Origin of the sequence: Helicobacter ganmani (assembly GCF_003364315.1) — a bacterium.
Classification (GTDB): domain Bacteria; phylum Campylobacterota; class Campylobacteria; order Campylobacterales; family Helicobacteraceae; genus Helicobacter_D; species Helicobacter_D ganmani.
Genome location: NZ_NXLS01000011.1, coordinates 1 through 13,117 on the forward strand (window position 1 = coordinate 1; position 13,117 = coordinate 13,117).

At 34.6% G+C, this 13,117-nt stretch carries 18 protein-coding genes and 1 pseudogene; 6 read left to right on the plus strand and 13 right to left on the minus strand.

Features of this window, described 5'->3' with window-relative positions:
- The 9 genes and pseudogenes from CQA43_RS08515 to CQA43_RS08555 all read right to left on the minus strand — a co-directional run.
- Positions 1-293 (minus strand): annotated as a pseudogene (locus tag CQA43_RS08515) (hypothetical protein); the annotation flags it as partial.
- Between the two features lie 13 nt (positions 294-306).
- Positions 307-555: a hypothetical protein gene (locus CQA43_RS08520; protein ID WP_115552173.1), complete on the minus strand. Its 249-nt coding sequence runs from the start codon at positions 553-555 to the stop codon at positions 307-309.
- Positions 556-565: 10 nt separating this feature from the next.
- Complete coding sequence (locus CQA43_RS08525) at positions 566-886, minus strand: hypothetical protein (protein ID WP_115552174.1); 321 nt, start codon at positions 884-886, stop codon at positions 566-568.
- Between the two features lie 10 nt (positions 887-896).
- Complete coding sequence (locus CQA43_RS08530) at positions 897-1,091, minus strand: hypothetical protein (protein WP_115552175.1); 195 nt, start codon at positions 1,089-1,091, stop codon at positions 897-899.
- Entirely contained in the window at positions 1,091-1,507 is a 417-nt protein-coding gene (locus tag CQA43_RS08535) for a hypothetical protein (protein WP_245944289.1), read from the minus strand. Before CQA43_RS08535 ends, CQA43_RS08530 begins: the two co-directional genes overlap by 1 nt.
- Positions 1,497-1,835 (minus strand): hypothetical protein, encoded by a 339-nt coding sequence (locus CQA43_RS08540; RefSeq protein WP_115552176.1) that lies wholly within the window; start codon positions 1,833-1,835, stop codon positions 1,497-1,499. Before CQA43_RS08540 ends, CQA43_RS08535 begins: the two co-directional genes overlap by 11 nt.
- A gap of 527 nt (positions 1,836-2,362) precedes the next feature.
- The gene (locus CQA43_RS08545) at positions 2,363-2,674 is read right to left on the minus strand and encodes a hypothetical protein (RefSeq protein ID WP_147290097.1); all 312 of its coding nucleotides are present in this window, start codon (positions 2,672-2,674) and stop codon (positions 2,363-2,365) included.
- A gap of 158 nt (positions 2,675-2,832) precedes the next feature.
- Positions 2,833-3,540 carry a replication initiation protein gene (locus tag CQA43_RS08550; protein WP_181881674.1) on the minus strand — a complete coding sequence of 236 codons (708 nt, stop codon included), beginning with the start codon at positions 3,538-3,540 and terminating at the stop codon, positions 2,833-2,835.
- Between the two features lie 39 nt (positions 3,541-3,579).
- Entirely contained in the window at positions 3,580-4,386 is an 807-nt protein-coding gene (locus tag CQA43_RS08555) for a replication initiation protein (protein ID WP_115552179.1), read from the minus strand.
- A 140-nt stretch (positions 4,387-4,526) separates the two neighbouring features.
- Here CQA43_RS08555 and CQA43_RS08560 point away from each other — a divergent pair, with 140 nt between their 5' ends.
- Genes CQA43_RS08560 through CQA43_RS08580 form a run of 5 tightly spaced genes read left to right on the plus strand, consistent with a single transcriptional unit; the run spans position 4,527 to position 9,030 of the window.
- Positions 4,527-5,291: a motility protein A gene (locus CQA43_RS08560; protein ID WP_115552180.1), complete on the plus strand. Its 765-nt coding sequence runs from the start codon at positions 4,527-4,529 to the stop codon at positions 5,289-5,291.
- An 11-nt stretch (positions 5,292-5,302) separates the two neighbouring features.
- The gene (locus tag CQA43_RS08565; protein ID WP_115552181.1) at positions 5,303-6,229 is read left to right on the plus strand and encodes an OmpA family protein; all 927 of its coding nucleotides are present in this window, start codon (positions 5,303-5,305) and stop codon (positions 6,227-6,229) included.
- Positions 6,230-6,982: a flagellar type III secretion system pore protein FliP gene (gene fliP / locus CQA43_RS08570; RefSeq protein WP_115552182.1), complete on the plus strand. Its 753-nt coding sequence runs from the start codon at positions 6,230-6,232 to the stop codon at positions 6,980-6,982.
- A gap of 2 nt (positions 6,983-6,984) precedes the next feature.
- Positions 6,985-8,112 carry a tRNA (uridine(54)-C5)-methyltransferase TrmA gene (trmA, locus tag CQA43_RS08575; RefSeq protein WP_115552183.1) on the plus strand — a complete coding sequence of 376 codons (1,128 nt, stop codon included), beginning with the start codon at positions 6,985-6,987 and terminating at the stop codon, positions 8,110-8,112.
- 15 nt (positions 8,113-8,127) lie between these two features.
- The gene (locus CQA43_RS08580) at positions 8,128-9,030 is read left to right on the plus strand and encodes a PhzF family isomerase (RefSeq protein WP_115552184.1); all 903 of its coding nucleotides are present in this window, start codon (positions 8,128-8,130) and stop codon (positions 9,028-9,030) included.
- 30 nt (positions 9,031-9,060) lie between these two features.
- On the opposite strand, the gene CQA43_RS08585 is transcribed toward CQA43_RS08580, so the two are convergent.
- Genes CQA43_RS08585 through CQA43_RS08595 form a run of 3 tightly spaced genes read right to left on the minus strand, consistent with a single transcriptional unit; the run spans position 9,061 to position 10,563 of the window.
- Complete coding sequence (locus CQA43_RS08585) at positions 9,061-9,528, minus strand: tRNA (cytidine(34)-2'-O)-methyltransferase (RefSeq protein WP_115552185.1); 468 nt, start codon at positions 9,526-9,528, stop codon at positions 9,061-9,063.
- A 2-nt stretch (positions 9,529-9,530) separates the two neighbouring features.
- Entirely contained in the window at positions 9,531-10,052 is a 522-nt protein-coding gene (locus CQA43_RS08590; protein ID WP_115552186.1) for a hypothetical protein, read from the minus strand.
- A 31-nt stretch (positions 10,053-10,083) separates the two neighbouring features.
- Complete coding sequence (locus tag CQA43_RS08595; RefSeq protein ID WP_115552187.1) at positions 10,084-10,563, minus strand: acyl-CoA thioesterase; 480 nt, start codon at positions 10,561-10,563, stop codon at positions 10,084-10,086.
- Between the two features lie 189 nt (positions 10,564-10,752).
- Between CQA43_RS08595 and CQA43_RS08600 the strand changes: the two genes are divergently transcribed.
- Complete coding sequence (locus CQA43_RS08600) at positions 10,753-11,892, plus strand: UDP-N-acetylglucosamine--N-acetylmuramyl-(pentapeptide) pyrophosphoryl-undecaprenol N-acetylglucosamine transferase (RefSeq protein ID WP_115552188.1); 1,140 nt, start codon at positions 10,753-10,755, stop codon at positions 11,890-11,892.
- On the opposite strand, the gene CQA43_RS08605 is transcribed toward CQA43_RS08600, so the two are convergent.
- A complete protein-coding gene (locus tag CQA43_RS08605) occupies positions 11,879-13,090 on the minus strand; it encodes an HD domain-containing protein (RefSeq protein WP_115552189.1) in 1,212 nt (403 codons plus the stop codon). The genes CQA43_RS08600 and CQA43_RS08605 overlap by 14 nt on opposite strands.
- Positions 13,091-13,117: the final 27 nt, after the last annotated feature.

Here is a 13,117-nt window from a genome sequence, read left to right on the forward strand (position 1 = left end):
TCTTTATAAAAGCGGTTTTGTCCTTGAGCTTCTGCTACAACTTTATGAAAAACCGCAACATTCTTTAACCCTCTTTGTTTATAAAGCTCTCGCATTCTGCCTAAAATGGAAGCTTCTTTTATACTCCACTCCTGCAAAGCAAAAAAGTTAGAAAAGACAATCACGCAAACTTTCTTTTCACTCCCTTTTTTAAAGCTTCTTAACTCAATGCGTTGCACAAATGCCCTTAGCTCTTGTAAGTCTTGCAAGGAATCAAAAACCAATTCCCGCAAAGCTTCTTGTTTTGTAACCATTTTTACCCCTTTCTTATTCTTGTGCCTTAAAATTAGCCTTAAGCTCTGCTACATTATCGGGGTGTATTTCAATGTTATCAAAATTTTGATAACCTTTATTATGATACCATTTCCCCAATGTTCCGTCTGTATATAGCTTTAGATAAAATATGCACCCGTCCCACTCTCGCTCTTTTGTCTCATAGTGCAAAGGGTCTGGCGCACTCATTAACTCGTTATAGGCGTCTTGCAATGTTTCCATATAGCTATTAAAGTTTTTCATTTACCACCCCCTAAAAGCAAAAAGAGGGCTGAAAATGAGATTCTAAGTCTCTCCGCTCTTTGTTTAAAGCGATATTGCGCTTTTCCAAATTCTCTTTAATAAAAGCCATTCGCGCCTTATGTTCTTTTTGTTGTTTAAGCTCTAGCAAAAACCCCCTAATGTTGCGTAAAATCTTACTTTTAAAAAGAATTTTGCACCTTGTTTGGCTTGTCGTGCTTAAATCCTTGTAGATAAAAAAGCCGTTCTTGGAAGTGTGATAAAAATTTAATCCCAAAGATTCCGCTAAAATTGTAACTGCTTTTCTTGAAGCTCTTTTGTATTGTGTTTCCATTTTACAACCTTTATTTAATTTTGATTCCATAATATTTAAAAAGAGAGGGGATTTTATTGTTTAACTCCCGCTCTTTTAAATAACCTTTAAAAGCCTTTGTTTTAACAACCAACTTTAAAAGAAAAAGCTCTTGATTCTCCAAAGTTTGCAAGAAGTTTTGAAACTCCTTTTGCAACTGCAAGTAATAACTTTCTTTCCTGCGCATTATTGCTCCTTTTTGTTTTGCGATTCCCCCTGTAAATCCGATATTAAATCTCTCATTCTTTTAATCTCAAAATTATCCAATTTAAGATTAAACCAATAGGCAAAATAGATAGAAAGCCCCATTCTTAAAGGGTCGTGTTCTCTTTGTTCGGGGTATCGCATATACTCTCTACCGATAATCTCCAAATCGTCATTTACGATATATACTCCATTATCCCCATTATCAGTGTCGGCTTCTTCATAGCTTATTTCCTCGCCATCAAATACCTTAAAAGAAATTTCAGAGAGTTTATCAAATCCTCCCCCCAAACTTCGTGCTACTTTTAAGAGTGGCTCTATACTATCCATTCCACCATTCCAATGTTGATAAATCGCTCTTGTTTTCTCTTTGTTTGTAATCACACACCTATTTCCCATTTTTAGCCTCCAAAATTTGTTCGCAAATAGCAGTTACTCTTTTTAAAGATTCCATACGCTCCGCATTTTCTCTCTTATTTCTCCAAAATGTAAGCTTAAGCACACAAATGCGCTCCAACTCTTTATAAAAAAACCAATATCCCCTAACAGATAAATTTACTTTGAAGTCTGCCAATTTCTCTAGCTTTTGCATTTCTTTTTTGCAATGCTCTTGTAAATCTTGCCACCCATACGCTGCCATTTTCATTTCACCATTATAAGTAGAAACTTCCATTTTAAAAAAATCCCTTAAAGATTTTTTCTGCAAAGTGCTTAAGCAACTTCTCATTTCCTTTCCTTTCATTCTCATTTTTGTTGCTAAAATTATAACAAAACCCCCGCAAAACAACGCAAAAACCAATATAAACTCACAGCTTTTATCCCCTTTAAATAGACATTTACAAAGTAAATGGCGGTAAAATCAAAAACCAAACCAATCCAAATAAATGAATGCCTTTAAATTCTCATTTTTATATTTTTTGCAGACAAAAAGGGAGTATAATTTAAACATTATTAAATATTAAGAATATATTTAATAATATCAAATAACATTTATAAAACTATTAAATAATAATTATAAATAGTTTTAAATTGTATTATTTATATTTTAAACAATTTTAATATATATCAAATATAAGTATTAAAAACATTATAAACTTTAAAAAACATTTTAAAACTAGAATTATTAGGGGGCGTTGCGGGGGATTCCCCCGCTTAGATAAGCAGAAAAATAAAGACAAGAGGAGGTAACGAGGCTTGGCTTTATTTTGCCCTTAAGACCATAGGCTTAAGGGCATAGAGACAGCAAAACATTAGTTATCTCTTAATCTTCCATTTCAACCATAATTTAATATCATCTATCCAAAACTTAATCTTACGTTTCAATGGAATTAACAGCTTCCAAGCGATATTAAATCTTATTTTCCAAGCTAACTTTTCAATCCCAAATTTCAAATCCCAAGCTAAATCTTTAAGCTTGTCTTTCAAGTCCATTAGCTTTTCAGACAAAAAGAAGTAAAACAACCCAAAATTATACATCAGAAAAGCATATCCAAAAGAGCCAACAAAGAAATAAAGCCAAAAATGATTGAAACCATATATTTTTATATATTTGATGATTACAATCAAACTCAAATCCAACAAAACGCTTGCAATATAAAAGTGTTTTACAATAAAATTTATGATTTTTGAGATAAACCAATCATAAACAAAAAGCAACGCACGAAAGGCTAGAATCGCAAATAGAAAAAGATATTGAAAGCCAAGCATAGCAAATACGAGTGGGTTTATCTTATCGTCTGAAAACTTATCTCAAACTTCTTAATCACTCCACCCTCTTTAATCTTTTGATAACTTACATTTTCAAAACTTTGTGAAGTCTTATTTAGTTCATCTATGGCAGGAATTAAAATTTTTCTGTCAGTAAAAATCATTTTATCTTTGTATTTTTCAGGACAATTCATAAACTCCAAAAATTCTTGCTTCTCCATTACAATATTTTTCAAACCACTTGCGGGATTCTTATTCATATTCTCATATTGTTTCAACAATCTAAACAATGTCTTTGTGTATTTATTCTTAATAGAGCAAAACTCATTTAAATCAAATTCGGTAAGATAGTAGGTATGAAATAATATATTATACGCCATATCTGAAACAACAATGGATAAAGCTTTTTCTTTCTCTAAAACCTTGTAACTAAGAATAAAGCCTTTCCATTTTTTAAATTCTTTTATATAACCATTTAATAATTTGCACACAAAGGCAGAAACCGCTTTAAAGAATCTCTTATTATTCTTAATTTTGGTTGGCATAAACTCTTTTAATTCATCAAAAGAAATCGTAATTTTTTTACTCTTTTTTTCCTTAATATGCCAACAAATTGTAAAAAACAAATTAAAATCTTGGGCTGTAAAATTTGTAAATGTGAAAGTATTAATCTCATTTCCATACTTCAACTTTGCACTTGTTCGTCTATCTCTAATCAGATTCAAAACATATCCTTTGGTAAAATCATCATAACAAAATTCAATCTATCTTATCGTCTGAAAACTTATCTCAAACTTCTTAATCATTCCACCTTCTTTAATTTTTTGAAAGCTAACATTCTTAAAGCTTTGTGAGATTTTATTCAACTCATCTATCGCTGGAATCATAATGCGTTTATTAGTATAATCTGCAATATTAATGCAATTATTTGGTAGGTTCATAAATTCCAAAAATTCTTGCTTTTCCATTACAATATTTTTCAAACCACTTGCGGGATTCTCATTTACATTCTCATATTGTTTCAACAACCTAAAGAGTGTCTTTGTGTATTTATTCTTAATGGAGCAAAACTCATTTAAATCAAATTCGGTAAAATGATTGAATCGGAATAAAATTTCCATAGCTTTCTCATTAAAAATAAAGTTTATTTTTGTTTTGTTGTTTTCATCTTTTTGTATGTTGTATTTTTCAAGGAATATGATAGACTCACCTTGCGCTTTTTCGTATTCTTGGTTTTCGTCCTTATACTCATAAAAAATATTTATTCTTATACGAAGTAACTTTTTAGTAAATACAAGAATTTCTTTAAAAAAGCGATTATTATCTTTGATTTTTGTTGAAAAGAAATTTTTTAATTCATCTTGAGAAAGTGAGATTTTGGATTTCTTTTTTTTCTTAATGTGCCAACAAATTGTAAAAAACAAATTAAAATCTTTTGAGGTGAAACTTGAGAACTCTATGGAATTAATTTCATTTCCATACTTCAACTTTGCACTTGTTCGTCTATCTCTAATCAGATTCAAAACATATCCTTTGATAAAGCTATCATAACCAAAATCAATCAAATACATTTGAAACCCTTTTTTGTGATAAATTTTTTAAAGATAATTTAAACAAATTTTAACACAATAAAGTTTAAAATTTTTATTTTAAAATCAAAAAAGTTATTTTCTTTAAGGTTTAATTTTCTATTTTGTAAGGAAGCACAAATATGGATTTAGGGTCAGTTGCAGGGATTTCGTTATCACTTATACTTTTAGGCACAGCAATGGCGCTTGGTGTAGGGATTGCACCCTACCTTGATGTTCCCTCTATTCTCATTACTGTTGGAGGCTCTATCACAAGCTTATTGATTGCCTACAAAATGGAAAGTATGAAAAAGTTTTTCACTTACTTTATGATTGCTTTTAAACCTCAAACTTTTGATGTTCCGGGACTCATCAAAAAACTTGTGGATTATTCCACACAAGCAAGACGTGATGGAATCCTTTCGCTAGAGCAGCAATCCAATCAGGAAGAAAATGAATTTTTAAAACGTGGATTAAATATGGCGATTGACGGCGCAGAGCCTGATAGCATTCGGGATTTGCTAGAAACCGATATGGACAGGACGCTTGAAAGACACAAAGACAATGCAGGTATTTTTGATACTTGGGCAGCATTTGCGGGTTCTTATGGAATGCTCGGAACGCTCATCGGGCTTGTTGCGATGCTTTTGAATATGTCTGACCCAGCTTCTATTGGACCTGCGATGGCTGTTGCCTTGCTCACTACATTTTATGGCTCATTTGTTGGAAATGTTGTAGGCTCACCGATTGCAAATATCCTCAAAGTGCGTGCCGCCGATGAAGCATTGGTGAAACTATTAATCATTGAAGGGATTATGTCTATTCAAGCGGGAGACAACCCACGTGCGCTTGAAGCGAAGTTGCTGACATTCTTGCCACCCAATCAACGCGTTAGTCAATTTGAATAGAGTCTTGATAAATGGGAAAAACTCGCTGCCCACCTTGTGATTGCCCTCAAGTTTTGCCTCTTTGGTTAGGAACTTATGGGGATATGGTTACACTCATTCTGACATTTTTTATTTTGATTCTTTCTATGGTAACTTTTGATGCCAAAAAACTCACAGAAGCAGAAGGAAGTATGAAAGGCGCAATGTCTTTGCTAAGCGGAGGAATCAAAACCGAGCCAGACAATACAAGAATCCAACAACAAGCCGATATGACAACAGAGCCAGAAAGTGCGGAAGAAGTCAAAAAAATTGAAAGTGAGATTTTGGATTTCAAAGAAAATGTCCGCGTCTCTTTGGGACCATCTAATATCGTAGATGATGGGAGTGAGGGCTTTATTTTGCGTTTTAGCGGTAAATTGCTATTTGAAAAAGGCGAAACAACACTCTATAACGAAGAGGAAATTCTATTCCTCAAAAGACTTGCATTGATTTTACAAAAAATGCCTGCTAATTTACACGCGGATGTAATTGGCTACACCGATAATTCTCCAATCACTCCTACAACGAAATATAAAGACGATATGGGCTTAAGCGCACTTAGAGCATTGAGTGTTTCTAAAATCTTGATAGAAAATAAAGTCAATCCCAAAAAACTTACTTCTCTTGGAAATGGAGCAAGCAATTTTATTGTCCCAAACACAAGCGAAGAGAATCGTTCAAGCAACCGACGCGTAGAATTTAGATTTTATCCTGATGATAAACTTTTGCATAAAACACAAAATATCTTGGATAGAACGATTCAACAAAATATTAACCAACAAGAAAAAAAGACCCAAGAAATCGCGCCAAACCAAGAATCCAACACGCAAGAAAATGAAATTCTACAAAATCGCACAATTCAATCTCAACGTTTTAACACAAATCCTTATGCTTTGGTATTTTTAACAAGGAAATCTTAAGTGGGACGACTCTTATTTATTTTGTTTTTTAGTGTGCTTTCGCTTTTTGCAGCACCGCCGCAGTTGCCTCAAAGCCCTACGATTCCAACCGTAGATTTAACACTCACCGCACCGACAGAACCAGGTGATTTGGTTACAACACTCAATATTGTTGTCGTTTTAACTCTACTTGTTTTAGCACCTTCTTTAATCCTAATGGCAACAAGCTTTGCTAGAATCCTTGTTGTGCTTGCTTTTTTGCGGACTGCAATGGGAACACAACAATCCCCTCCTACGCAACTATTAGTCTCTTTTGCCTTAATTTTGACATTTTTTATTATGGAACCTGTCGCCAAAGAGGGTTACAATCAAGGCATAGCCCCCTATATTGCCAAAGAGATTCCTTATGATGAAGCCTTTTTGCGCGCTTCTCAACCTTTTAAAGATTTTATGATTCGCAACACGCGCCCCAAAGATTTAGCATTATTTTATCGTATTCGTAATATTGAAAACCCTCAAAGTGCGCAAGATGTGCCACTAAGCATTGCCTTGCCCGCTTTTATTATTAGCGAAATGAAAACCGCCTTTCAAATTGGATTCTTACTTTATTTGCCCTTTTTAGTTATTGATATGGTCATCAGCTCCATTCTTATGGCAATGGGAATGATGATGTTACCTCCAACAATGATTTCATTGCCTTTCAAGATTCTTGTTTTCATTCTAGTAGATGGCTTTAACCTGCTGACGATGAATCTAGTGCAAAGTTTTCGGTAGCAATGACTTGTAAATATCTTGGAGTTTGTGGTGGTTGCACAGAGATAAGTTTAGAATCCAAAACAGCTCAAGCAAGCCTTTTATTAAACCTAAGTAATTTTGAAGTTTTCAGCAGTCAAAATTCAGGTTTTAGAGCACGTGCAGAGATTGGAATCTATCATCTTGAAAACAAAATTCACTTTGCAATGCGCCGCTTGAATCCTACAAGCAAGAAAGAATCCCGCTTTGTTCTTATAGAAAATTGTCCCAATTTGCTTCCAAATATTCAACAAATCTTATTTATTTTAAAGGATTTGCTCAATACAACTGAATTTTATAATTTTACAATCCGTCTTTTTAGTTTAGAGATTCTCTCCTCTCAAACCAATGCAATTCTTTTAACCTTAATTTATCATAGAAATTTAACAGAATCTTGGAAAAAAGAAGCAGAAAATTTATGTCAAAAGTTACAACTTGCCCTAAATCTTGAAATTCATCTCATCGGACGTTCCAAAGGCGTAAAATGGGTTGTAGGTAAGGATTATTTAACAGAATCCCTAAGAATCCTTGATAAAACCTATCTTTATCGTTATTTTGAGGGAGCTTTCACGCAACCTAATCCTCTCATCAATGCACAAATGATTACTTGGATTTTGCGACATTTGGAGGATTCCAAGACGCAAGATTTGCTAGAAATGTATTGTGGTTGTGGCAACTTTACGATTCCACTTGCACAAAAATTTCGTAAAGTGCTTGCTACTGAAATCTCCAAAACCTCTATCCAAGCAGCACAATTTGCAACACAAATCAATCAGATTTCAAATATTCATTTCGTGCGCTTAAGCGGAGAGGAATGCATGGAAGCTCTAAATAATGTGCGAAAATTTCATCGCTTGAGAGAAATTCCTCTGGATTCTTTTCGTTTTAGTGCAGTATTGATTGACCCACCACGTGCTGGTTTAGGAGCAGAAATTTGTCATTTTTTGCAGAGATTCCAAACAATTATTTATATTTCATGCAATCCTGTAAGCCTCAAAAAAGATTTAGAGATTCTTGCACAAACACATACGATTCTACATACCGCCTTTTTTGACCAATTTCCTCATACACATCATTTAGAATCTGGTGTGATTTTAAAGAGTAAATTTTAGTCAATGAGGCAAAAAATGAAAGCTTATCGTGTTTATCAGGTAGATTCCTTTACAAAAAACAGATTTTATGGAAATCCTGCGGGCGTTGTTTTGAATGCTGATGGCTTAAGTGAAATACAAATGCAGCAAATTGCGCGAGAATTAAATAATTCAGAAACAGCCTTTATCCTCTCACCTACCGCTAGTCATTACGATATAGAAGTGCGATTCTTTACTCCTACAAAAGAAGTTCCTATCTGCGGACACGCAACGATTGCCGCGCACTACATTAGAGCCTTAGAACAAGGAAAAATAGGGAAAGTTCTACAAAAGACAAAAGCAGGGATTCTGCCTGTGGATATCACACAAGAAAACAATGATTTTAATATTACAATGACGCAAGGAAAACCACAGGTAGAAAAACCGCTTGATGAGTCCATTACAAGCAAAATCATTGAAGCATTAGGAATCCAACCTCAAGACATTAGAGAAGATTGTCCGATTGCGATTGCCTCCACAGAACATTCAAAGATTATGATTGGCATTAAAGAGAACAAGCTATTAAACGCTATGAAACCAAACCTAGAAAACCTAAGCGTCCTTAGTGCAAAAATTCATTGCAATGGATTCTACCTTTTCACGCTCCATTTTGATACCAATCCACTCGTTCGTGGGAGAATGTTTGCCCCCGCAATTGGAATTGCAGAAGATCCTGTTACAGGAAATGCCAATGGAGCATTGGGTGCTTATCTAGTCCATTATGGAATCGTAAAACACTTAGAAATCCAAAACAATCTCTCCTTTGCGATTTTACAAGGAGAAGCCATTAAAAGAACAGGTGGAATGCGTGTGAATGTAGAGATTCAAAATGGGAAGCCCATTTTAGTGCGAATCACAGGACAAGCAATTGTTTGCTTTAAGACAGAAATTTACATTTAATTTTACCAAGCACAACTCCTCTAAAAAAATTTAAAAATATCTCCTTGTATCCCTCTGTCTTACCCCCTCATACAACACGATTCCAACACTTGTTGCGAGGTTTAAGCTACGTGCATTATTCTGCATTGGAATCGTGTAGCAAAATTCTTGATTTGCCTTTAAAATTTCCTCCCTTAATCCAGCATCTTCTCGTCCAAAATGCAAATACGCACCACCACTCAAGGGTGCTTGATAATAAGGACATTTTGCCTTGGTTGTCAAATAAAAATGTGGAATCGGCAATAATGCAGAATCCCAAAATGCTTCTGTGCTTGCCCATTCATAAACTTCCAAATCTTTCCAATAATCCATTCCAGCACGTTTTAATTCCCTTTGAGAGAGAGTAAAGCCAAGTGGATAAATCAAGTGCAATACGGAATCACTAGCAAAACAAAGGCGTCCAATATTTCCCGTATTTTGCGGAATACGTGGCTCGTGCAAAACAATATGAAAACGCATATTTATCCCTCAATATTCAATGGAAAAATTTGAGAAGAATTTTGCGCTTGAGATTGCGTAGAATCCTTAGAGTCTTTTTGAGCTGTTTTAGGGGAGATACTTTCTGAATGACTTGCTGTTTTGATAGGCTTTTTCAAGGAGGGGGATTCAACATTGAGCGTTTGAACCAAAGGGGATTCTTGCTTGTGATACATTCTAACACTTTGGGATTCTTCTTGCGCAGTTTCTTGATGAGTGTTTTCTTTGTTTTCTAATGCATCAGAATCTTTTGATTTTTGACATAGCAAACTGCCATTGCTACAATCTTGCAAAAACTGCGCTTTAGAATAAATTGTCTCTCCCCTCATCAAAGCCTTAAAAATCAATGCAAGTGCGGACGCATTAGTTTTGCAAAATTTACTCAAGTGGTATTTAATAATCCCTATGCGAATCGTGCAAATTGCTTCAGATTTTTGCTTCTCTGATTTATTGCATTCTTTTTCATTTGCCAAATCTTCTTGTTTTTTCGCAACAAAACCTTGCATTTTCTCTCCAAAAAAGAGAAATTATAACATATTAAGAACCTTTTTTAGCAAGCTCTATGCGTGCTTTTTTACGATTCAAAGCTTTCTCAAAACGTTTTTTCTCTGCTTCGGTTTTTGGTTCTAGTGGTGGAGCTTTAACGGGTTTGCCATTTTCATCTACACATACCATTGTAAAATAAGCACTATTTGTATGCATAACGGTGCGCTTGTGAATGTCTTCAGCAATCACTTTAATACCCACTTCAAGTGAGCTTGTGCCTGTATAATTCACGGAAGCCAAAAAGGTTACCAGACTTCCCACTTCAATCGGATATTTAAAGGTTACACTATCAACCGACAAGGTTACGACATATTTTCCACAATAACGCGAAGCACAAGCATAGGCTACTTGGTCAAGGAGCTTGAGCAAATCTCCTCCATGCACCCTACCCTTGAAATTTGCAACCGCTGGAGTCATCAAGACAGACATTGTAAGAGACTTGATGTCAAAGACATTTTCCATATTATCCATTATAAACTCTCCTAAAAATTTAAATTGTGCTTATCTTAACATTTTTTTGCAAATTTTAAATAAAAAGTATCAAAATAATTTAACTTTTTATCCAATTTTTATCATTTTATGCACATTTTATCAAGCAATACATTAAAAGTGTGAAGCTATGTTACAATTTGGATATTTTTTGATTTTAAAGGATTCAAGATGAAAGTGGTTATTACAGGCGGAGGAACAGGAGGACACTTAAGTGTTGCAAGAGCATTTTTAGAAGAATTCTACAAACAAGGTTTTGAATGTCTTTTTATTGGTTCTATTAATGGTCAAGACAAGGCATATTTTGAATCCGATTCTCGCTTAAGCAAAAAATTTTTCTTGCAAACTTCTGGCGTCGTTAATCAAAAAGGATTCAAAAAACTTCAATCCTTATGGCAACAAGCCAAAGCACTCCAAAATGCGATTGGAATCTTAAGAAAGGAAAAACAGATTGACTTTGTCTTGTCTGTGGGAGGATATTCTGCTGCACCCACAGCATTTGGAGCAGTTTTGCTTGGGATTCCACTCTTTATCCACGAACAAAATGCACAAATCGGAAAACTTAACAGAATCCTAAAACCCTATGCAAAAATATTTTTTTCCTCTTATTTGCACTCCTCGCCTTCAAGATATTATCCAATCAGTCAAGTATTTTTTACTCAAGCAAGAGTGCGCAAAAACATAAAGAATCTGCTTTTTATGGGGGGTTCTCAAGGAGCTAGAGCCATCAACAATTTTGCTCTAGCCCTCGCAGAAGATATAAAACAAAAAGGATTACGCATTTATCACCAGTGCGGTAAAGCAGAATTTACGCGCGTGCTTCAAGAATATCTCAATCTCAATCTAAAGATTGGAATTTTAAAAGAAAATATAGAATTCTTAGAAGATATAGAATCCCAAAAGATACAAATTGGTATATTAGAGGATTTAGACAATGTAGATGTTGTGCTTTTTGGATTCAGTATGCAAATGCCAGAGATTTTCAAAAAATGCGATTTTGCAATTTGTCGTGCGGGTGCTAGCTCCTTGTGGGAATTATGCGCGAATGGTTTGCCCGCACTCTTTGTCCCCTATCCTTATGCAGCGGGCAATCATCAATATTATAATGCGAAATTCCTAGAGGAAAAAGGACTTGGATTCTTATGCTTAGAGCAAGATTTATTTTGTGAAGTTTTATGGGATAGTTTAGCACTTTTAAAGGAAGATAAAATTACGCAGATTAGTCAAGATTTACAAAAAGAATGTTCAGTGCAAGCCCTCAAGCAAATGAGCAATTGTATCGTGGCAAAACTCAAGTCTAGGAATCTTTAAACTCTCGAAACAAATACCCTAAATCTATGCCATTAAGGGATTTACTATTATAAAAGTATTCTAAATTTTTTGCACCATCTATCAATTCCTTGCTCTTGATTCCGTGCTCAATAGAAATCTTTGCTTCCAAAAAAGCACTCAAATGGTCGCAATACTTTAAAAATTCACCAAAAATGGGTTGATAGATGGATTCTTGCTTGATTTCTTGCAAAAAATCCTCCCCTTTTTGCGCGCTAAAAATGACTTGATGATTCTTTTTATAACGATTGCTAAATTCATTTTGCGTATAATACACAATCTCTTGCGCAATAGAATCTGGAACAATATTCAAAATCTTTTCCCGCACAGCCTCTTCCTCAATTCGTTTAATAAATTCGTCCAAGCCCTCTACATTTTTCTTAATAGGAGAAATAATATCACGCGTTAAGATTTCTGGCAAATCGTGGAATAATCCGCAAAGAAAATGCTGAATCTGCATTTCCCTAGAAAATCCCAAATCATAGCCCAAAAGATAAGCACAAAGCGCAACTATGAGAGTATGTCCAAGCACGGAAGTGCAGGGAACGCGTGGAGTTTGACTCCAACGCTTTTGGAATCGCAGTTGCCCAAACATATCCACAATTTCACGCAATTCCTCATACATCATTTGTCGCACACCCGCAAGAGGATAATACTCATGAACCTGCTTATCTAAAGCATTTTTAATATTTTGCACATCATACATTTTTGGATTGAAATGATAAATAATATCAAATTCCCATTTAGAAGCATAGTAATGAGAAGCTTTTAGAATCTCTTTTTCAATATTATCAACCCCTCCATAAAGATATTCTTGCATAGATTCCAAAAATCCAAAACCTCTTAAATTATCCTCCAACTGCGTACAGACAAAATCTACAAGTGCTTTGTTATGATGTTTGACTAACTTATGAAAAACGGGTGGCTTGATGTCTGTTAAAATAATGCGTTCAAAAAATTCATAACAAAATTGCAAAATCAACCGCTCAAAATCAATCGTGCGTTGATTTTCCAATTGTTCAAAATGCGCAAGCAAATAGGCAATAACAATTTTGTGTGCTTGCTTATCAAGCTCCAAAAACTCTACTGGTGTTGCTTGGTCATTCCAGCGACGAATATTCGCTGCTACAAAAATTTTATGTAAAAGTTCAAATCCTAATTGTGGTTTTTTTAGCCCCATATTTCTTTCCAATCATTTGAAATCTGC